This window comes from Synechococcus sp. R55.3 (genome assembly GCF_047461975.1).
GTDB lineage: Bacteria > Cyanobacteriota > Cyanobacteriia > Thermostichales > Thermostichaceae > Thermostichus.
On sequence record NZ_JANSIG010000064.1, the window covers coordinates 1 to 17,559 of the forward strand.

The 17,559-nt window shown below is 57.3% G+C and carries 21 protein-coding genes; 6 read left to right on the plus strand and 15 right to left on the minus strand.

The genetic code is table 11. The features are described from left to right. On the plus strand, positions 1-648 hold a 648-nt coding region (locus NW849_RS10305; RefSeq protein WP_414357566.1), incomplete at its 5' end, for a sensor histidine kinase. Between the two features lie 53 nt (positions 649-701). On the opposite strand, the gene NW849_RS10310 is transcribed toward NW849_RS10305, so the two are convergent. From NW849_RS10310 to NW849_RS10325, 4 genes are all read right to left on the minus strand, one after another. Further along, positions 702-1,310: a response regulator gene (locus NW849_RS10310; protein ID WP_414357567.1), complete on the minus strand. Its 609-nt coding sequence runs from the start codon at positions 1,308-1,310 to the stop codon at positions 702-704. Positions 1,311-1,552: 242 nt separating this feature from the next. Continuing rightward, positions 1,553-1,867 (minus strand): DUF3007 family protein, encoded by a 315-nt coding sequence (locus tag NW849_RS10315; protein WP_414357568.1) that lies wholly within the window; start codon positions 1,865-1,867, stop codon positions 1,553-1,555. Between the two features lie 28 nt (positions 1,868-1,895). Continuing rightward, positions 1,896-2,117 (minus strand): NAD(P)H-quinone oxidoreductase subunit L, encoded by a 222-nt coding sequence (gene ndhL / locus NW849_RS10320; RefSeq protein ID WP_414331907.1) that lies wholly within the window; start codon positions 2,115-2,117, stop codon positions 1,896-1,898. Positions 2,118-2,225: 108 nt separating this feature from the next. Beyond that, complete coding sequence (locus tag NW849_RS10325) at positions 2,226-2,630, minus strand: NIL domain-containing protein (RefSeq protein WP_011433941.1); 405 nt, start codon at positions 2,628-2,630, stop codon at positions 2,226-2,228. Between the two features lie 295 nt (positions 2,631-2,925). Here NW849_RS10325 and NW849_RS10330 point away from each other — a divergent pair, with 295 nt between their 5' ends. Further along, a complete protein-coding gene (locus tag NW849_RS10330; RefSeq protein WP_414357569.1) occupies positions 2,926-3,096 on the plus strand; it encodes a hypothetical protein in 171 nt (56 codons plus the stop codon). A gap of 7 nt (positions 3,097-3,103) precedes the next feature. Continuing rightward, positions 3,104-5,539 carry an endonuclease MutS2 gene (locus NW849_RS10335; RefSeq protein WP_414357570.1) on the plus strand — a complete coding sequence of 812 codons (2,436 nt, stop codon included), beginning with the start codon at positions 3,104-3,106 and terminating at the stop codon, positions 5,537-5,539. A gap of 207 nt (positions 5,540-5,746) precedes the next feature. Here NW849_RS10335 and NW849_RS10340 read toward each other — a convergent pair whose 3' ends face one another. The 3 genes from NW849_RS10340 to NW849_RS10350 all read right to left on the minus strand — a co-directional run bounded on the left by NW849_RS10340 (position 5,747) and on the right by NW849_RS10350 (position 6,925). Further along, the gene (locus NW849_RS10340) at positions 5,747-6,001 is read right to left on the minus strand and encodes a hypothetical protein (protein WP_414357571.1); all 255 of its coding nucleotides are present in this window, start codon (positions 5,999-6,001) and stop codon (positions 5,747-5,749) included. A gap of 121 nt (positions 6,002-6,122) precedes the next feature. Further along, positions 6,123-6,551 (minus strand): urease subunit beta, encoded by a 429-nt coding sequence (locus NW849_RS10345; protein ID WP_414357572.1) that lies wholly within the window; start codon positions 6,549-6,551, stop codon positions 6,123-6,125. Between the two features lie 71 nt (positions 6,552-6,622). After that, the gene (locus NW849_RS10350) at positions 6,623-6,925 is read right to left on the minus strand and encodes an urease subunit gamma (RefSeq protein WP_011433938.1); all 303 of its coding nucleotides are present in this window, start codon (positions 6,923-6,925) and stop codon (positions 6,623-6,625) included. Between the two features lie 359 nt (positions 6,926-7,284). Between NW849_RS10350 and hrcA the strand changes: the two genes are divergently transcribed. The 3 genes from hrcA to NW849_RS10365 all read left to right on the plus strand — a co-directional run bounded on the left by hrcA (position 7,285) and on the right by NW849_RS10365 (position 10,658). Next, entirely contained in the window at positions 7,285-8,436 is a 1,152-nt protein-coding gene (gene hrcA / locus NW849_RS10355; protein WP_414344420.1) for a heat-inducible transcriptional repressor HrcA, read from the plus strand. A gap of 53 nt (positions 8,437-8,489) precedes the next feature. After that, positions 8,490-9,473: a tRNA lysidine(34) synthetase TilS gene (gene tilS / locus NW849_RS10360; protein WP_414357573.1), complete on the plus strand. Its 984-nt coding sequence runs from the start codon at positions 8,490-8,492 to the stop codon at positions 9,471-9,473. Positions 9,474-9,761: 288 nt separating this feature from the next. After that, positions 9,762-10,658, plus strand: a complete 897-nt coding sequence (locus NW849_RS10365; protein ID WP_414357574.1) for a T9SS type A sorting domain-containing protein — start codon at positions 9,762-9,764, stop codon at positions 10,656-10,658. Positions 10,659-10,709: 51 nt separating this feature from the next. Here the strand turns inward: NW849_RS10365 and NW849_RS10370 are convergent, their stop codons facing one another. From NW849_RS10370 to NW849_RS10405, 8 genes are all read right to left on the minus strand, one after another. Next, positions 10,710-11,126 (minus strand): arsenate reductase ArsC, encoded by a 417-nt coding sequence (locus NW849_RS10370; RefSeq protein WP_414357575.1) that lies wholly within the window; start codon positions 11,124-11,126, stop codon positions 10,710-10,712. Positions 11,127-11,143: 17 nt separating this feature from the next. Next, positions 11,144-12,154 (minus strand): ACR3 family arsenite efflux transporter, encoded by a 1,011-nt coding sequence (gene arsB / locus NW849_RS10375; protein WP_414357581.1) that lies wholly within the window; start codon positions 12,152-12,154, stop codon positions 11,144-11,146. A 340-nt stretch (positions 12,155-12,494) separates the two neighbouring features. Next, positions 12,495-13,181 (minus strand): VanW family protein, encoded by a 687-nt coding sequence (locus NW849_RS10380; RefSeq protein ID WP_414357576.1) that lies wholly within the window; start codon positions 13,179-13,181, stop codon positions 12,495-12,497. A 1-nt stretch (position 13,182) separates the two neighbouring features. Then, positions 13,183-14,031: an anti-sigma factor domain-containing protein gene (locus NW849_RS10385; RefSeq protein WP_414357577.1), complete on the minus strand. Its 849-nt coding sequence runs from the start codon at positions 14,029-14,031 to the stop codon at positions 13,183-13,185. Between the two features lie 72 nt (positions 14,032-14,103). Continuing rightward, complete coding sequence (locus NW849_RS10390) at positions 14,104-14,769, minus strand: sigma-70 family RNA polymerase sigma factor (protein WP_414330560.1); 666 nt, start codon at positions 14,767-14,769, stop codon at positions 14,104-14,106. 83 nt (positions 14,770-14,852) lie between these two features. After that, entirely contained in the window at positions 14,853-15,470 is a 618-nt protein-coding gene (locus NW849_RS10395; protein ID WP_414357578.1) for an ABC transporter permease, read from the minus strand. Continuing rightward, positions 15,467-16,435 carry an ABC transporter ATP-binding protein gene (locus NW849_RS10400; RefSeq protein WP_414357579.1) on the minus strand — a complete coding sequence of 323 codons (969 nt, stop codon included), beginning with the start codon at positions 16,433-16,435 and terminating at the stop codon, positions 15,467-15,469. The genes NW849_RS10395 and NW849_RS10400 overlap by 4 nt, the downstream gene beginning before the upstream one ends. A 25-nt stretch (positions 16,436-16,460) precedes the next feature. Next, positions 16,461-17,396 carry a glycine betaine ABC transporter substrate-binding protein gene (locus NW849_RS10405; protein WP_414357580.1) on the minus strand — a complete coding sequence of 312 codons (936 nt, stop codon included), beginning with the start codon at positions 17,394-17,396 and terminating at the stop codon, positions 16,461-16,463. Between the last annotated feature and the right edge of the window lie 163 nt (positions 17,397-17,559).

Consider the following 17,559-nt stretch of genomic DNA (forward strand, 5'->3'; position numbering starts at 1 on the left):
CGAGAAGCCTTTACCGCCACCCTGGTTCACGACCTGAAAACTCCCCTCATCGCCTTTGGGCACCTGCTGAGCGCCTTCAAACAGGATCAACAGCTCGATCCGGAGCAACGTCGCGCTCTGCTGGATCGCATCCTGCAGGAAAACCAACACAATCTCTCGCTGGTGCAGAAAATGGTGGAGGCCCACCGCCTGGAGCGGGGAGAGATCGAGCTGCATCCTCGGCCTTGCGATCTGGGATCCCTAGCCAGAAGGGTGGCCGAGCGCATGGGATCCCTGGCCCAAGAACGGGGGATCGACCTGCGAGTGGAAGGGGAAGGGTGGGGCAACGCCGATGAGGCAGAGCTGGAGCGGGCGCTGGTGAATCTGGTGGACAATGCCTTGCGCTATGCACGCCATGCAGTGGTGCTCACTGTCAGCCCCCGCCAGATCCAGGTGCAGGATGATGGCCCCGGCCTACCCGCCCCTCTGGAAGAGTTGGCCCAACCCTATGTGACCCAGCCCATTCACATTGCCGGCCACCACTACCCAACCGGCTCAGGAGGTCTAGGGCTCTACATCGCCAAGCGTATCCTGCAGGCCCATGGAGGGGAATTGCGGTTGGTCGAGACGGGATCCCAAGGGGCTACTCTAGCCCTAGTGTTGCGCTGACCTTCTCTTAGCAGTTCAACCCTGGCAGAGCAAGACAGTGCGAGAAAACGTGCTCAACCGACAGGGCGACCCCGGTACATCAATCGGTACTTCACCTGCGGGGTCAAGTCTTTCTGCCCTGGATCCCCTTCCGCCGTGATGGGTTGTGGAGGGGCGGTGGGGGAGTGCGCGATCGGCTGCGGGGGAGTGGTGGAAGAAGATGTACGGCTGACCTCCCCAGGCCATACGCCCGCTTGCTCCAGAGCCCTGTAGAGTGCCGCCGTGTCAATAGGCAAAAACCACCTGGCAGCCTCGTAAATTCGTTCGAGGGAGTGGAGAATATCGTCGGCCTCTGCCAAGCCGGGGATCACATCTGCTGCCCCCTGATAAATTGCCCAGCGCCGCTCTGCAGGCTCGATGTGGCGACGGGGGTGATGAGTCAGGATCACAGGGATGTTGGGCAGCTTACTTTGGCACTCTCGACAAAAGGCATAGGGGTTAAACAGCCCCGTCGTCATGTCCACCACCATCAGATCCAAATCCAGAGGCTGACTTGCTGCCACCTCCAGCAGATCTTCACGCGGGGAAACCAGCACCACAGAGTGCCCCTGAGACTCCAGCGCCAACTTCCAGAGATGAATTTGCGAGGGCTGGCCCTGAGCTAGCAGTATGGTTTTGCTCACCGTAGATGGAGAGATGTGAGTAGAAGGGAAGGCGAAGGCTTGCACCACTTGATGATCCGTTATACGTCAGAATCTTGTGCAAGGCGCAATGTAGCATCCTTAAGAGGAGCAAATGGTGACCGGATATACAAGTGCTGCTGTTTAGGCCCAACACTCTACAAATTAAATCCGGATCCCCAGCAGCCGACAGCCCATTTCTGGGTGCGGCCTGTCCGACGGCCTCAACGTTTGTCTTGCTCAATTCAATCTGGGATCCCTTCTTTCTCGCTTTCCAATTCAGCTTGCAGGGCCTGCCACTCTTCCGGAGACAGCGAGTGGAGTTTCTCTTGAAGTTGCTGGGTCTCAAAGCTGGCCCACTGAGCCTTCAGGGTCATTTCCCCCCGCAGCACCCGCCTCAGGTAGCCAAAAGTCCACCCCAAGCAAGCCAGCAGGAGCACCACGCTCGATATCTGCTGCGCGGCCCCCGTATCCAAGCCCGCCCAAAGCAGCAGGCCATAGAGGATCCCTCCCCCCAACAGCAGGGCTAAGCCTATAGCAAGAACATCCAATCTGCGCATGGCTCAGTGAACCGACAAACGGCTGACCTTACAGCGACCGGGGCTTGGGCCGGAACGTCATGAAGGGAGCCAAGAGCACCATGCCGGGAAAGAAAAACAAGACCAAGAAAAACATCAACACCTTTTCCCAAGCACTGCCTGAAGTCCAGCGTTTGTCCACGTACAGCAGAGACAACAGAGGCAGCACCAGCAAATAGAGAACAGCCAAACCGGCATAAGTTAACCCAATCAACGATGTAGTAGAAGCCATGTCGAGTGCGCTCCGCAGCTAGACCTATGTCCAACAAATCTAACAGGATTGTAAAGGGATTTGTCAGCTTGGGGGAGTTCGTAACTCAGCCAACTGACCACAAACTGACTACAAGCTGGTGCTGATCGCCCCAACGGGGCAGGTGGCAACACACTGTTCGCACATGACACAGCGGTTGCGAGAGAACTCCAGCTTCCAGTTGGGAGCAGAAATCTTCAGGGCCTCGGTTGGGCAAACTCCCGTACACAATCCGCAATCCACACACAAGTCTGGGTCAATCTGAATTTCCTTGGCCCGTTCTGTCACCTCAATGCCCAAAGACTGCACCCACTCCAAGCCTGCTTCCACCTGGTCGATATCCCCCGACAGCTCCACCACCAAAGTACCCACTTCGTTGGGGGCTACCCTGGCGCGCACGATATTGGCAGCCACATCGAAGTCTTTGGCCAACCGATAGGTGAGAGGCACATTCACCAAATGGCGGGGGAAAATGAGGGTGACTCGTTTGCGCACGGATCTTGAGTGTTTTGAGTGCAGCAACTTCCTTCAGTATGGCAGGCTTGTGAGGTTCAGTTTGGCCGTGAATGCAGCTCACTTCCACCCTCCACAGGACACCCAAGGCGAACCCCACAGCGGTAGGGCGGGGCTTTGAACCCAGTTTTTCGGTGAGCTCAGCTTCTTGGGAAGATCACCAGAGGCAGCGCGTGAGACAACGGCGCCATTATCAGCGTGCCCCTCCCACCAAAAGCCATCTGTGGAAGCCGACCCAGAGCCTGCCACAATAAGATAGAGAGCATCCCCAATCCCTATGGACTCATCTTTTGCTCGGCCCCGCCTCAACTCAGAGCAGTACCGGCAGATGCTGGTGCGGGATGGCGAGCGTCGCTTCCGCGAGTGGCACACGGCCTTCCTCAAGTACCAACGGCAGTTTTTGCAGGAGATGAAGCAACTGCGTCTCCAGGGTTCTTTGCATCGCTGAATGGTTAATGCCCACCGTCCCCACCTTGCACCCGCTGCCAGTCTTTTCCAAGCCCGATCCCTCCCCAGGGCCTACGGCCCGCCAAGACGAAGGGCAAGAAACTTTGGAATTGTTGGAGTGGCCCCGCCTCTGTCAACACTTGGCCACCTTTGCTGCCACACCCTTGGGCCGTCGTGCCTGCCTAGAGCTGGATCCCTGGCAGAGCCGCGCCGATAGCGAAGCCTACCTTGAGCAGACGGAAGAGGCGATCCGCCTCGATCGCACACAGGCGGGGGGCCTTTCCATGGCAGGGATCCACAACCTGCTGCCGGCTTTGGAACGGGCTGAACGGGGGGGGATCCTGAGCGGGGAAGAGCTGGTGCAGATTGCTACAACTCTGGGGGCGGCCCGCCGCATTCGTCGTCTGATCGACGACCACGACCATCTGCCACGCTTGCAAACTTGGGTGAGCACCCTGCGCACCTACCCGGAGCTGGAGCAGGAGATCTTCCGCTGCCTGGAGGAACATGGCGAGGTGCGGGACAGCGCCAGCCCTACCCTTGCGGATCTGCGCCAGCAGCAGCGGCGGCAACGCAGCCAGATCCAGGAGCGCCTGCAACAGTTGATGAGCCAGTACCCCCAGGCGCTGCAGGACAACCTGATCGGCCAGCGGCAGGGACGGTTTGTCCTGATGGTCAAGGCCACCCATCGGGATCTCATCCGCGGCATTGTGCATGACAGCTCTGCCAGTGGGGCCACCCTCTATGTGGAGCCCTACGCCGTGGTGGAACTGGGCAACCGCTGGCGAGAAACCCAAGTTCAGATTCAGGCGGAGGAAGAGCGGATCTTAGCCGCGCTCTCGGCTCAGGTGGCCTCCGTCGCCACCGATCTGGAGCATTTGCAGGGGGTGATGGTGGGGTTGGATGTGGCTCTGGCTCGGGGTCGCTACAGCCTCTGGCTGGACGGCAATCGTCCCCAGTTTGTCTCGGCAGGATTGCGCCTGCGTCAGGCCAAGCACCCCCTGCTGCTCTGGCAATCTCGCGCCGCTGCCCCTTCGGAGGGTCAAGGCTCTGCTGTTGTCCCTATCGACTTCACCCTCTCGGACTCGATTCGGGTCGTAGTCATCACCGGCCCCAACACCGGCGGCAAAACCGTTGCCTTGAAAACCCTGGGGCTGTTGGTGCTCATGGCCAAGGCGGGGATCTTCCTGCCGGCTCAAGATCCGCCCCAACTGCCTTGGTTCGACAGGGTTTACGCCGACATTGGGGACGAACAATCGCTGCAACAAAATCTCTCCACCTTTTCAGGGCACATCCGCCGCATCAGCCGCATGGTACAGGCCCTGCAGTCCACTCCAGAGCCGGCCCTTGTCCTGTTGGATGAGGTGGGGGCGGGCACGGATCCCACCGAAGGCGCTGCCCTGGCGGCTGGGCTGTTGGAGTATCTCTCGGAAAAGGCGCTGCTCACCCTGGCCACCACCCACTACGGCGAGTTGAAGGCCCTGAAATACCAACATCCCTGCTTTGAAAATGCCTCGGTGGAGTTTGATGAGGTCACCCTGGCCCCCACCTATCGCCTTTTGTGGGGGATCCCAGGCCGCTCCAATGCCTTGACCATTGCTCAACGGCTGCAGTTGGATCCAGAGATTCTGCGGCGGGCCCAGCAGCACCTGCAGGGGGAAAGCCAGGTGGATCAGGTGATTGCCGGGCTGGAAGCGCAGCGAGCTCAATTGGAAGAGCGGGCGGCCCAGGTGGGATCCCTGCATCGAGAGCTGGAGAGCCTATATCAACAAATGCAACAGCGTAGCCGCCAAATCGCCGAGCGAGAAGCCCGGCTGGAGCAGAAGCAAAACCAAGAACTGCAAGCCCTGTTGGCTGCTGCCCGTCAGGAAGTGGCTGCCGCCATCCGCAAATTGCAGCAGGGAGAGGATCCCCAACGCATTACTGCCGAGCTGGCGCAAATCCAGCAGCGCTACTCTCCCCCACCGCCGCCTGTGGATATGGAGTTTGTGCCAGAGGTGGGAGATCGGGTGCGGCTGAGAGGCTTGGGGCAGACGGGAGAGGTGATCGCCATCGAAGGAGATGTATATGTAGTGCGCAGCGGCATCCTCAAATTCACAGTGCCACGGGGGCAGTTGGATCCCATTGACGAACACCAGGCCAAGCAGCGCCAACGCCCCAAAGCCCCACCTCCCTCCCCTGCAGCCACAGCTCCCCTGAACCTGCGCACCAGTCAGAACACCCTCGATCTGAGGGGAAAAACCGTTGCCGAGGCCGAGGCCATTTTGGAACAGCACTTTGCCCAAGCTCCCCCCGGCCCTGTCTGGATCATCCACGGCCACGGCACAGGGCGCTTGCGGGCCGGCGTACAAGCTTACTTGCAAAATCACCCCCGCGTTCAGCGTTTTTCAGCCGCTGATCCCCAAGACGGCGGTACTGGAGTGACCGTGGCTCACCTGCAATGAGGCTTACCGGTGCCGGAGGGGACTCAGATCCAGATCAGATCCAAAGCCGAGATAAAGCTCCGGGCCCCAAGGATCCACAGGGTTTCCGAGGGCTATCATCTCCAGACAGCCGTGAGCTCAAGCTTCCCTCCCCCCTTCGGAAGAGAGACTAGGGAGGGTTAAGTTGGCTTTATTGGGTCGGAGACCGAACAAGGGCTGGCGATTGTCTCAAGCCTGACTCTGGAGCACTGCCGCTGCCGAGCTGACGGGCTGGGATCCCCTCTGTTGTCGCCGGCTTCGCCAGAGCCAGTAGCTCCGCAGCAGTTGGCCATCTCCAATGAGCTTCAACATCACCGCCACCGTCGCACCTGTCCAACTGAGAGGCCCAAAGGCGGTGCCTGCTGCTGCCAACAGCGCCAACCCAGAAAGATTTAGCCCCAAGCCTTGCACCCACATCCACAAGATAGTCTCGCGTTCTGACATCTGCCCGCTCCTAGGGGAGAAATAGGATAGCCCTACTGTCCTGAATCTGAGCGGAGACGGGGATGGGGTTGAACCTTGGCACGGCTGCCCAAAGCTGCACACTTGGGGGGGGCGGTACTCCCTAGGGATTGGCTGCTTGACCCATCCACTCCTGCAATCGGGCCAGGGCCAGCCGCTTTTGGGCGGCAGAGCGTACCGTACCCTCCGTGAGCCGATTGAAGCCATGCACCAACCCCTTGCCCCCCAAAGCCACCAGCGTCACCCGATGGGTTTGGCCTGGCTCAAAACGCACCGCATTGCCGGAAGGAATGTTGAGGCGCATGCCAAAGCTGGCGGCGCGATCGAAAACCAGGGCCCGGTTCACCTCGAAAAAGTGAAAATGGGATCCCACCTGAACGGGCCGATCCCCTCGGTTGGTGACCTCTAGCGTCACGGTGGCCCGCCCGACGTTGGCCTGGATGGGATCCTCTGCCAGCAGCAGTTCCCCTGGGATTAGGGCTGGCTCCGCGTTGGCGCCAGGCGTGGTTTTGGATTTGCGGCCAGAGGGCATGGGGACAACCTCCTGAAGTTTTTCGGTCTTTGGAGCATCTGGGGGATCCCTGAAAGCGGGCAGCCCCGACGCTAGCGAATGGGATGGTGCAAGGTAACCAGCTTGGTGCCGTCGGGAAAGGTGGCTTCCACTTGGATTTCGGGGATCATCTCCGGGATCCCGGGCATTACGTCCTCGCGGGTCAGCCACGTCAGCCCCTCGCTCATCAATTGGGCGACCGTTTTCCCTTCCCGCGCCCCCTCCAAAACCGCTGCGCTCAAGTAGGCCACTGCCTCAGGGTAATTGAGTTTGAGGCCCCGCTGCCGCCGATCCCGAGCCAACTGGGCAGCCAGGTAGATCAACAACTTGTCTTTCTCCTGGGGGGATAAGTACACGGGACAACCTCAAAGATACAAAAGGATACAGGGGGGACAGCAGCAGGCCCAGTTGGCCTAGAGTTGACTCAACTTTATATCACCTCTGGGCAAAAAAAGGGGTCTAGGCTAGAGGGGATTTCCCTTTCTCCTGCACAACCCACAGCCTCAACCTCTTTCGGCATTGGGTGTTGCGACTCCCTTCCTGGGCAACCCGTCATGAAAGAGTAACAATAGATGCATACAGATGTATTTAGACGCGAAAGTTTGTCTAGATTCGTATCTCAACCCTGAGTTGGTCTATCCTGGAGCAATTTACCGGCTCTGTTTAGCACTTCCCTTTAGATAGATAGGTGTTGACTGGGTTCTTTTGATCGGCTATGAAACTCGAACTGACTCCCCGCCAGCGGAAGATTCTCTGGGCGACGGTGCGCAGCTACATTGCGACGGCTGAACCTGTCGGTTCCAAAACCTTGGCCCAGTCCTATAACTTTGGGGTGAGCACGGCCACCATTCGTAACGACCTGGCCACCCTTGAGCAGGTGGGGTTACTGTTTCAGCCCCACACCTCTGCGGGTCGGGTTCCCTCCGACTTTGGCTATCGGGTTTATGTCAACGATTTGTTGACCTCCGCCAACAGCGGTGGGATCCCTCACGATGCTCCTCAGCCGGATCCCCATCCCGCTCTGCAACAGTTGATGGATCAGCTTGGCCGTGAGCTGGGAGACGACCTAGACAGCCTCCTGCAAAGGGTAGCTCAGCTTTTGGCCCATCTGAGCGGTTGCATTGCTCTCATCACTCCTCCTCAGGGGCCGGTGGTAGCCATTCATCATGTGCAGTTGGTGTCGGTAGCACCAGGGCGGGTGATGGTGTTGGTGGTAACCGACTCCTATCAAACCCATTCAGCTCTGGTCAGCCCCCCCGACTGGCCCAGCGACTCCCGAGAGGATTTGGAAGATGAATTGCAATTGCTCAGCAACTTTCTCACCCTGAAGCTGCGGGGCAAAACCTTTGCCGAGCTGCAAGATCTGAGCTGGCTGAAACTGGATGAAGAATTTCGTACCTACGGCCATTGGCTGCAGCAACTGCTGCGCTCGGTGGTGCAACGCTGTCTACAGCCCTCTCTGGGGCAGGTGTTCAGTGCCGGTATGGCCGAGTTGATGCGTCAGCCGGAGTTTTCCCAGGCCCGGCAGGTGCAGGCAGTGATGCAGTTGATCGAGGAGGGAGCCAAGCAACTTCAGGGGATGATTGGGCTCCATTTTGCCGATGGGGGTTTGCCCTCTCTGCCGAGCTCAACGGAGATGGATCAGGAGTCGGGACAGTCTGCCCGCAAGACCCCGGTGATCATCTACATTGGCAGCGAGAATCCACTGGAGTCTCTGCACCACTGTACGGTTATCGCCTCCACTTACCACCGTCGCTCAGCTCCTCTGGGTACGGTCACCTTGCTGGGGCCGACCCGAATGGCCTACGAGCGCAGCATTGCTGCTGTGCAGGCGGTGGCCTCTCATCTGACCCGAGCTCTTGCCTAAGGGATCCCATAGCGGCAGGTAGGGTCTGGGTTGTACGTGAGCAATAGCAAGCTGTGGCCAGGCTCTCTCCTCTCCACCTGCGGGTACAGTGCGCCATTCGGCAGCAGCAACTTCTTCACCCTGGCCAGCGACTGCTGGTGGCTTTTTCGGGCGGGCAAGATTCTTTTTGCCTGCTCCAGATCTTGCGGGATTTGCAGCCTCGCTGGGGCTGGCAGATATTTGTTCTGCATTGTGATCACCGCTGGTCGGCAGATGAAACGGAGTGTGCTCGCTTTTTGCAGGGGTGGCTGCAGCAGCAGGGACTGCCTCATGCCGTTGAGACTGCGGATCCCATCCGCCGAGATGAGGCAGGGGCCAGGGCTTGGCGCTACCAACAACTGGACAAATGGGCCCGCATCTGGGATTGCAGCGCCGTGGTGATGGGGCATACGGCCACGGATCGAGCAGAGACGTTTTTGTGGAACTTGTTGCGGGGAACAGGAGCCGCCGGGCTGAGCAGCCTGGATTGGCAGCGTCGCCTGGACGACCGGGATCCCACCTCTGCCCAGGTGGTGCGACCCCTGCTGGGTCTATACCGTTGGGAAACCGAACAATTTTGCCAGCAGCACCAATTGCCGGTCTGGCCGGATCGCAGCAACCAAGATCTGGCCCATTGCCGCAACCGTCTCCGCCTGGAGGTGATGCCCTACTTGAAGCAGCACTTTAATCCGCAACTGGAAGCGGCCCTGAATCGGGCTGCCACGCTGCTCCAAGCAGAACATGAGCTGGTGGTAGCCCAAGCAGCTCAGCTATGGCAGCAGGTGTATGAGCCCGCTTTGCCAGGGCTGCGACGGGATCCCTTGCGGGCTGCCCCCTTGGCTCTGCAGCGGCAGGTGATGTTTCAATTTTTGTCTTTGGTGCTGCCCCACCACCCCACCTTTGACCAGGTAGAAGCCGGGATCCAGCTCTTAAAAGCAGACCGAGGCAGCCGTAGCCCCGATTATCCAGGTGGGCACTGGCTGGAAGTGAAAGGGGATCACTTGGTTTGTTTCCATTAATTTTTCCATTAATTCCACTTCCCCGAAGGGAAGCGACCTAGACATGCCCTAGACATACACCTGTACTTACTCTGGTTTCCATTAATTCCACTTCCCCGAAGGGAAGCGACCCTAAGCGATCTTCGTAAAGTGAATTCGGCTTTAGCGTTTCCATTAATTCCACTTCCCCGAAGGGAAGCGACTGATTCATTAATAGTAAGTATCACCACTGATTGTGGCAATACTTGGATACGATTAGCATCTTATGGTAATAATACAGGCCCGAGTCCATTGGCTACAGCACCTGATATGACCACTGCATTTGTACCTACCCCATCACAATGGGCAACCAAGACAATAGATTTAAGCCCGTATGCTTCTCAAACCGCCGCCAGAATCAGATTCCAATTGCGAAGTGGATGGGGAAATGTTACTTATCTGGATGATATAAACATTAGTGCTGCAACCAATACACCACCAAGCGCTTCTTTTAATGTTTCATCAACTAACATCTGTGCAGGGCAAAGTATTACATTTACCAATACATCTACCAATGCTACTTCCTATAGCTGGTCCTTCCCCGGCGGAACTCCTTCAACAAGTACGGCTGCCAGTCCTACTGTAACATTTAATTCAGCGGGGACATATACTGTAACATTAACAGCTAGCAATTTAAACGGAACAAACACGGCAACAGCCAGTATTGTGGTGAACCCTTTGCCCACACCTACTATAAGTGGTGGCGGTACTATTTGTCAGGGAAGCTCTGTAAATCTTACTGCTTCTGGTGGTAATAGTTTTACTTGGAATACAGGTGCTAATACTGCTTCCATCAATGTAAGCCCTGCATCCACTACTACCTATACCGTTACAGCCACAGCTACTAACGGATGTACAGCAACTGCCACTGCATCGGTTACAGTACTTAACTGTTCTTCGCTGGATGAAGTGATGAATACCTCCAACTTTTTGGTGTATCCCAATCCAGCTACTGATATGATTACCATTGCTCTGCAATTGGCTTCTGCCGAACCGTTGAAAGGAGAACTGATGACAACACTGGGTCAGGTGTTGCAGCAATTTACCATTGCTCCATCTCAGCAGCAAATAACTTTGATCACAGACGGATTGTCTTCTGGAATTTATCTTCTTAGAATATCTGACGGAAAACAAGCGATAACACAACGCATCATGGTTGTAAAATAAATCAGAAAGCCCCGGTTACGGGGCTTTTTTGTTTGTGTTTTCTTACTAGGATTAAGCAATGATAGTCTTTGAAAATTCTTCGCAGAATGTGCGTATCTCATTTCGAACCATACGAAATGCATGCATAATTTCTTCTTCACTTCCGGTTGCTTTGGCAGGATCAGAAAAACTATGATGTATGCGAATGGAATTACCTGGTATGTACGGACAGTTTTCTCTGGCATGATCACATACCGTGATGATGTAATCAAAGGGTATGTTTAAGTATTCATTTACATGGTTGCTGGTATGATGACTGATATCAATTCCATCTTCCTTCATGATTTGTATGGCTCTCGGATTTACGCCATGCATCTCAATACCGGCACTGTAAATATGAGCTTTACCTTGTAACAGATTTTCTAAATAACCATGTACCATTTGACTACGGCAGCTATTACCTGTGCATAAAACCAAGATTTTTTTCATGCTATGAATTTTTTAATTTAATACCTCCAACTGTTAGCGATGGCTACCAACGATAACATAATGGGTACTTCTATGAGTACACCAACCACTGTGGCTAACGACGCACCTGAATTAAGACCAAAAAGTGATATGGCCACGGCAACTGCGAGTTCAAAAAAATTACTGGCACCAATCATCGCAGCCGGTGCACAAACCGGATGTGATAAACGGAGCAATTTTCCACCCAGCCAGGTTATAAAAAATATGAAGTAGGTTTGAATGGTCAGTGGTATGGCTATCAACAAAATGGTGTATGGATGATCCAGTATGTGTTCGCCCTGAAAGGCAAAGAGTAAAACCAGGGTTGAAAGCAATGCTAGTATGGAAACAGGACGAAGTGCCGGAAGAAATTTTTGTTCAAACCAATCCTTTCCTTTTCGTTGAAGCAATATCCGATTGGTCAGATAGCCCGTAGTTAGCGGTATAACAACAAAAACAACCACCGAAGTAATCAGTACTTCATACGGTATCTGTACGTTGGTTACTCCCAGCAGCCATTTTACAATGGGTACAAATGCAACCGGCAGAATAAGATCGTTGACTGAAATTTGTATTAACGTATAATTGGCATCGCCTTTTACCAAATAACTCCACACAAACACCATGGCTGTGCAGGGTGCGGCACCCAGCAGAATGGCGCCTGCCAGGTACTGGTCTGCATCTTCCGGAGTGATCCAGGTAGCATACAGATTTTTAAAGAAAATCCATCCAAACAATGCCATGGTGAAAGGTTTGATCAGCCAGTTTACAGTAACTGTCAGCGCCAGTCCTTTCCAATTTTTTGAAACACCGCCTATCGATGAAAAATCAATCTGTACCATCATCGGGTAGATCATCATCCAAACCAACACCGCTATCGGAATGTTGATGGTATATATCTGCCAGCTTTCAAGCACCGAAACAGAATTCCCCAGTATTTTCCCAAGACCAATGCCTGCAGCAATGCATAGCAAGACCCAAACGGTAAGGTATTTTTCAAAAAACTTCATGGGTTGAAATTTAATTACAGCGTTTCCATTAATTCCACTTCCCCGAAGGGAAGCGACTCGCCCCCCATTATAACCCTTGCCCAGAGGTCTTGTTTTCGGCTGCAATTTCCCCTTGTTTTTCTCCGCCGAGGGGCCTGAAACCCTTGCCCAGAGCGGGATCGACCGGGTCAACGGAAGAATCAGGGTTTGAGGCTTGTCGCCGACCCTGTCGCTAACCATGTTGGTGTAGAAATTAACATGGATCCCTGTGTGGAGGTTGCTGGGGAGCTGCTCCTGAGACGCTGAAGTAGGGGGCCAATGGGGCGAAAAAAGGACTCCGTCCCGCTGGCGCGATGAGAGGCTAGGGAGCAACGACATAGCGATCTTGGGAGAGGCGCTCGTTACCCCGATACACGCTCACCTGCAAATGCTGGGGATCCAGCCGGTGCCGCTCTACACGGATGGGTGGGATCCTCAGGGCGTGGCGGGATCCCCGTCCCAGCACGGACACAATCAGGTTTGGGCCGCGGATCTGAACTCGCAAGCGCACCGGCCAAGGGAAAGGGTTGCGCAGCTTGAGGTCGGCCAAGCCGTACCAAACGGTGGCATCTAAGCCAGGGGGCACCGACTCTACCTGCCGGTAATGGGGGTGCCTCTCCACCACCTCCAGCCCTGCCAACAGAGCAGCATTGTAAAGGCTAGAGGACACCTGACAGATTCCTCCCCCAACCGAATCCAGGGTTTCGGCCACCATAAACACCGGCGCGGGCACATAGCCTCGTTCCAGGCTGCGCGGCCCCACCACTTGGTTGAAGGAAAAAATCACTTCTGCCTGTTCCTGTGAGCGTGTCGCAGGCATGATGTAAACTCCATCCAGGCTTTGGACGGCTCGGCGAATGTTGTGGAGTTGAGAAGGAGTGCGCTCCTGCAAAGAAGTAACGTATTGGCTTAGGGTTGTTGGCGTGGGATCCGTCCACCACAAGGCCAGAAGGGCCAGTAGCGCCCCCACCAGCACAGCTAACCTTTGCAGGCCAACCTTTCCTCTCACCTCACACCTTGCCCGTCAGAAGGGGTTTCAAGGACTCCGTCCGAGTAGCGCGAGCGGGCAGTTGGCGGGAACCGGTCGCGATCAGCAGCTCTTGGGCGCGGGTACCTGCCGGCAACGTGCGGGATGGGCGTAGGGCCACCAGAGCAGAGCCTTGAGCATCCACCTGAAAGTCACCACAGTGGAGGAACTCGCCATTATCCAGCTTGAGCCAGAGGGAGTAGCGCTCCCCCGCCACCGGTTGGGGCAGATCCCGTGCGGCCAAGATAACCTCCTGCCAGTCTCCTGGGCGAAACAGCACATTGGCCGTCCCCGCCTCCCCCTGCAAATGCACCAGACGGGATCCCGGCTGTTGCAGGAGATGAGACAATGCTCGCACCGGCTCTAACTGGGCTAGTTGCAGTGCTTGCCGCAGTCGCCAGTTGTCCAAGCTGAGCAGAACCAAAATTGCCGCCACCAAGCCTCCCAACCAGCGCCACCCCACCCCAAAAGCAGGCAGTGGAGAGTGAAGGGGGACTGCCATCTCCTGCTCGCGTAAGCCGATAGCCCCCACCTCTGCCATCACCTGGTCGCGCAAGCTGGCGGGCGGGAGCACTCCTGGCAATCCGTAGGGCAACAACTCCAAGGTTTCTTGCATAGCTTGCAGTTCGGCCGCCAGCCGAGGGTCTTGGGTTAGGCGTGCCTCTAGAGCACTCACCTGTTCAGGAGATAAGTCCCCCAGCAGATAGCCGGCCAGTTCTTCCCGTTCCTCTGTTAAAGGGGGCGAGGTGGATAAGGACTCCGTCCCGCCGACGCGAAAGGACTCCGTCCCGCCGACGCGAAAGGACTCCGTCCCGCTGACGCGATCAGACATGGCCATCCCGACACCAGAACTCAACTCCAAACCTAGGACTCCGTCCCGCTGACGCGAAAGGACGCGGTCCCGCTAACGCGAGCAGAAACCCAGAAGGGCGCGCAGGGATCCCCGCAATTTGCAGAGAGCTTGGCGAGAGCGGGTCTTAACCGTCCCCAACGGGATCCCCAATTGGCGAGCAATGTCTGCCTGGCTCAACCCTTGGTAATAGAGCAACTCCAGGATCTGCCGTTGGTTTTCGGGCAATTGGCTGAGGGCCGCTTGCACCGCTTGCCGCCGCTCCTCGATGGAAACCTGCTCAAAAGGGAGCGGGATCTTGCTATGGGACTCCGTTCCGTCAACACGAACGGCGCTGAGAAGGGTTTGCCAGCGTTTCAAAAGAAGTTGGTGGCTGCCCTGAGAACGCAGACGGTCAATGGCCCGCGAGCGGGTCAGGATGCACAAAAAACTGCTCAGGGATCCCCGCCGCTCGCGCGACTCGGACGGAGTCCTTGGATCACAGCCAACCTTGCGCCACAGCTCGACAAACACCTCCTGAGTCAGGTCTTCTGCCTCGGCCACGTGGCCCAGGATCTTGAAGGCCAGCCCATAGACCAAGCCGGCATAGCGATCGTAGAGCGCAGCCAGAGCAGCAGGTTGCCCCGCCTTGAGCGCTTCCATCAGCTCCCAATCGGCGCGGGATGACCAATCTCTCACCCGCTCACGCCAGCGGGACGGAGTCCCTGGTTGCTCACCCATGCTACACCCAGTTTCGCCCCACACAACTAGAGGATAAACCTGCCCGATCGCGCCAGCGGGACGGAGTCCTTAAGTCTACCCCCTCAGCCACGACGGGCCGCCCATTCCAGGCTGAGCAAGGCTGTGTTCACCAGCAAGGCCAGGGATCCCACCGCCAGGGATCCGGCCAAGATCTTGTCGTAGCGACCGGCCTGGGCAATGCCATCGAACAGCAGGGTGCCCAGTCCTCCCGCCCCAAACTTGGCGCCCACGGTGGCAATGGCAATGGCCACAATTGCCGCCAGCCGCAGCCCTGCCAAAACAATGGGCAGCATGAGCGGCACCTGCACCTGCCACCACCGTTGCCAGAGGTTCATCCCCATGCCCTTGGCAGCTTCCAGGATGGCAGGCTCGACCGAGCGCAGGCCCACGCAAAAATGGCGCACCAAGATCACCTGCGTGTAGATCACCATCGCCACCACCACCGAGCGGGCATTCAGGCCAAGCCAGGGCACCAACAAAATGATCAAAGCCAGGCTGGGCACTGTGTACAGGATGCTGAGGATCCCCATGACCGGCAGGGCCAACCAGCGCACGTGGTGAACCAGCAGAGCCAGCGGCACCGCCAGCACCACCGCCATGCCCAAGGTCATCCCCACCATCGCCAGATGCTCTTGGGTGAGCTGCCACATCAGGCCGGGGTGGTTGAGGAGATAGCTCACGCGGATCCCCCCTCCAGCATGGCCAAGCTGCGAATGTGATCCAAGGTCAAAACGCCGATGGCCCGCCCGTCCTCCCACACCGTCAGGGCTGCCGCCCCTGTGCGCAACAGCAGGGACAAGGCTTGCCGCAAAGTGGCCTGGGGCCTCACCATCGCTCCCTCTTGGATTTTGTGGTTGTGCGGGATCCCGGCCATCGCCGTTTCCACCCGCAGCACACTCAACTGCCGTACCATGTCATCTGCCCCCAGCAGTTCCCTGACAAAGGGAGTAGCCGGCTGGGTGAGCAGCCGAAAGGGAGTGTCGAACTGCACCACCCGCCCCTTCTGCATCACCAAAATGCGATCCGCCAGGCGCAGCGCCTCTTCCACATCGTGGGAGACGAACAGGATGGTTTTTTTCAATTGCCGTTGCAGGCGCAGGATCTCCTCTTGCAGCTTGCTGCGGGTAATGGCGTCGATGGCCCCAAAGGGCTCGTCCATCAGCAGCAGCCCTGGATCCCCGGCCAGCGCCCGCGCCAGCCCCACCCGCTGCTGTTGTCCACCCGACAGTTGGGCAGGGTAGCGGTTTCTGTACTCATGGGGGGGCAGATTAACCAAGCTGAGCAGCTCGTCCACCCGCTCGCGGATGCGCTCCTTCGCCCATCCCAAAAGTCGCGGCACCACCGCCACATTCTGGGCCACCGTCATGTGGGGAAACAGCCCCGATTGCTGGATAACATAGCCGATCCGCTGCCGCAGAGCCGTGACGGGAAACTGGCGGATATCCCGCCCGTCCAAGCGAATCTGCCCCTGGGTGGGATCCAGTAGGCGATTCACCATTTTCAGAAGGGTGGTTTTGCCGCAGCCAGAAGGCCCCAAAATGACCACCAACTGGCCCGACTCCACGGAAAAACTGCACTCGTCCACAGCCGGCTGGGAACTGTGGGGAAAGCGCAGCGACACCCGCTCGAACTCAACGGTGCTCACCTCAGGGCCTCGTGCAAGGGCAAGATTATTTCTTCAGGATGCCGGCTTCCACCAAGAAAGTTCTGGCCACCTCCGCCGGCTCCTTGCGGTTGCCGCTCACCTCGTAGTTCAACCGCTGCATCACCTCATCCGTCAGCAGAGGGGAGAGGGCATTCAAAGCAGCGGCAATGCTGGGGTTGGCCTCCAGGGTATCCTTGCGCACCACCGGCGCCACCTGGTAGGGGGGGAAAAGCTGCTTGTCATCCTCCAGCAGCACCAGGTCAAAGGCGGCAATTTCCCCATCGGTGCCAAAAGCCACCGCCACATCCGCTTCCCCATTGACCAAGCCCTGGTAGCGCAGGCCGGGATCCACTGCTTTGTAGGCCTTGAGCCGGAAATTACCGTAGACGGCTTGGATCCCGGGTAGTCCATCTTCGCGGGCTTGAAACTCCGGCGGCCCGATCATCACCAGCTCGCCCGCTTTGGCCACCATGTCCGAGATGGTGGCGATGCCCAGCTCAGCCGCTCTAGTTCGGGTCATGGCCAGGGCCTGAGTGTTGTTCATGGGGGCGGGATCCAGCCAAATCAATCGGAACCGGCTCTCGTACTCGCGGGCCACCGTCGCGTACACCTCTGCCGGGTCGCCGCTGGTGGGCAGTTTAAGCACCGTCAGCAGGCCGGTGCCGGTGTACTCTGGGTAGAGATCGATCTCGCCGCTCAGCAGGCCCGCATGAGCTACCGGCGTGCCCCCCAGGTTGAGCTTGCGCTCCACCGTGAACCCTGCCGCCTCCAGGGCCAAGGCATACATTTCCCCCAGAATAAACTGCTCGGTAAAGTCCTTGGAGCCGACGATGATGGGCCTGGCGAGGCCCCTCTGGGGAGCGAGAACAAGAACCGCCAGCCCCGACAGGGCTAGCAGGGCCAAGCGACGAGTGGTTTTCAGCATAGACAAGGTGAGAAGGGATCCCAAACTCAAGATCAAGGGGCCCTGCCAAGAGAGTTCCGGCCTGGGCCAGGAAGTTTTGGCTGTCAAACCACCATTAAACCATTATTTTCCCTGAGCCTTGACATACTCCCCTGCCTAAAGGCAGGGGATTCTGGTTCCTGGTTCTGCGACAGCACTTACCGTGTCAGGTTGCCCCTCC

Coding starts and splice junctions, on each gene's coding strand:
- NW849_RS10315 (WP_414357568.1), bottom strand. CDS start 1,867: ATGCGCAGATTGGATGTTCTTGCTATAGGCTTAGCCCTGCTGTTGGGG.
- ndhL (WP_414331907.1), bottom strand. CDS start 2,117: ATGGCTTCTACTACATCGTTGATTGGGTTAACTTATGCCGGTTTGGCT.
- NW849_RS10330 (WP_414357569.1), top strand. CDS start 2,926: ATGGACTCATCTTTTGCTCGGCCCCGCCTCAACTCAGAGCAGTACCGG.
- NW849_RS10335 (WP_414357570.1), top strand. CDS start 3,104: ATGCCCACCGTCCCCACCTTGCACCCGCTGCCAGTCTTTTCCAAGCCC.
- NW849_RS10340 (WP_414357571.1), bottom strand. CDS start 6,001: ATGTCAGAACGCGAGACTATCTTGTGGATGTGGGTGCAAGGCTTGGGG.
- NW849_RS10345 (WP_414357572.1), bottom strand. CDS start 6,551: ATGCCCTCTGGCCGCAAATCCAAAACCACGCCTGGCGCCAACGCGGAG.
- hrcA (WP_414344420.1), top strand. CDS start 7,285: ATGAAACTCGAACTGACTCCCCGCCAGCGGAAGATTCTCTGGGCGACG.
- NW849_RS10365 (WP_414357574.1), top strand. CDS start 9,762: ATGACCACTGCATTTGTACCTACCCCATCACAATGGGCAACCAAGACA.
- NW849_RS10370 (WP_414357575.1), bottom strand. CDS start 11,126: ATGAAAAAAATCTTGGTTTTATGCACAGGTAATAGCTGCCGTAGTCAA.
- arsB (WP_414357581.1), bottom strand. CDS start 12,154: ATGAAGTTTTTTGAAAAATACCTTACCGTTTGGGTCTTGCTATGCATT.
- NW849_RS10385 (WP_414357577.1), bottom strand. CDS start 14,031: ATGTCTGATCGCGTCAGCGGGACGGAGTCCTTTCGCGTCGGCGGGACG.
- NW849_RS10390 (WP_414330560.1), bottom strand. CDS start 14,769: ATGGGTGAGCAACCAGGGACTCCGTCCCGCTGGCGTGAGCGGGTGAGA.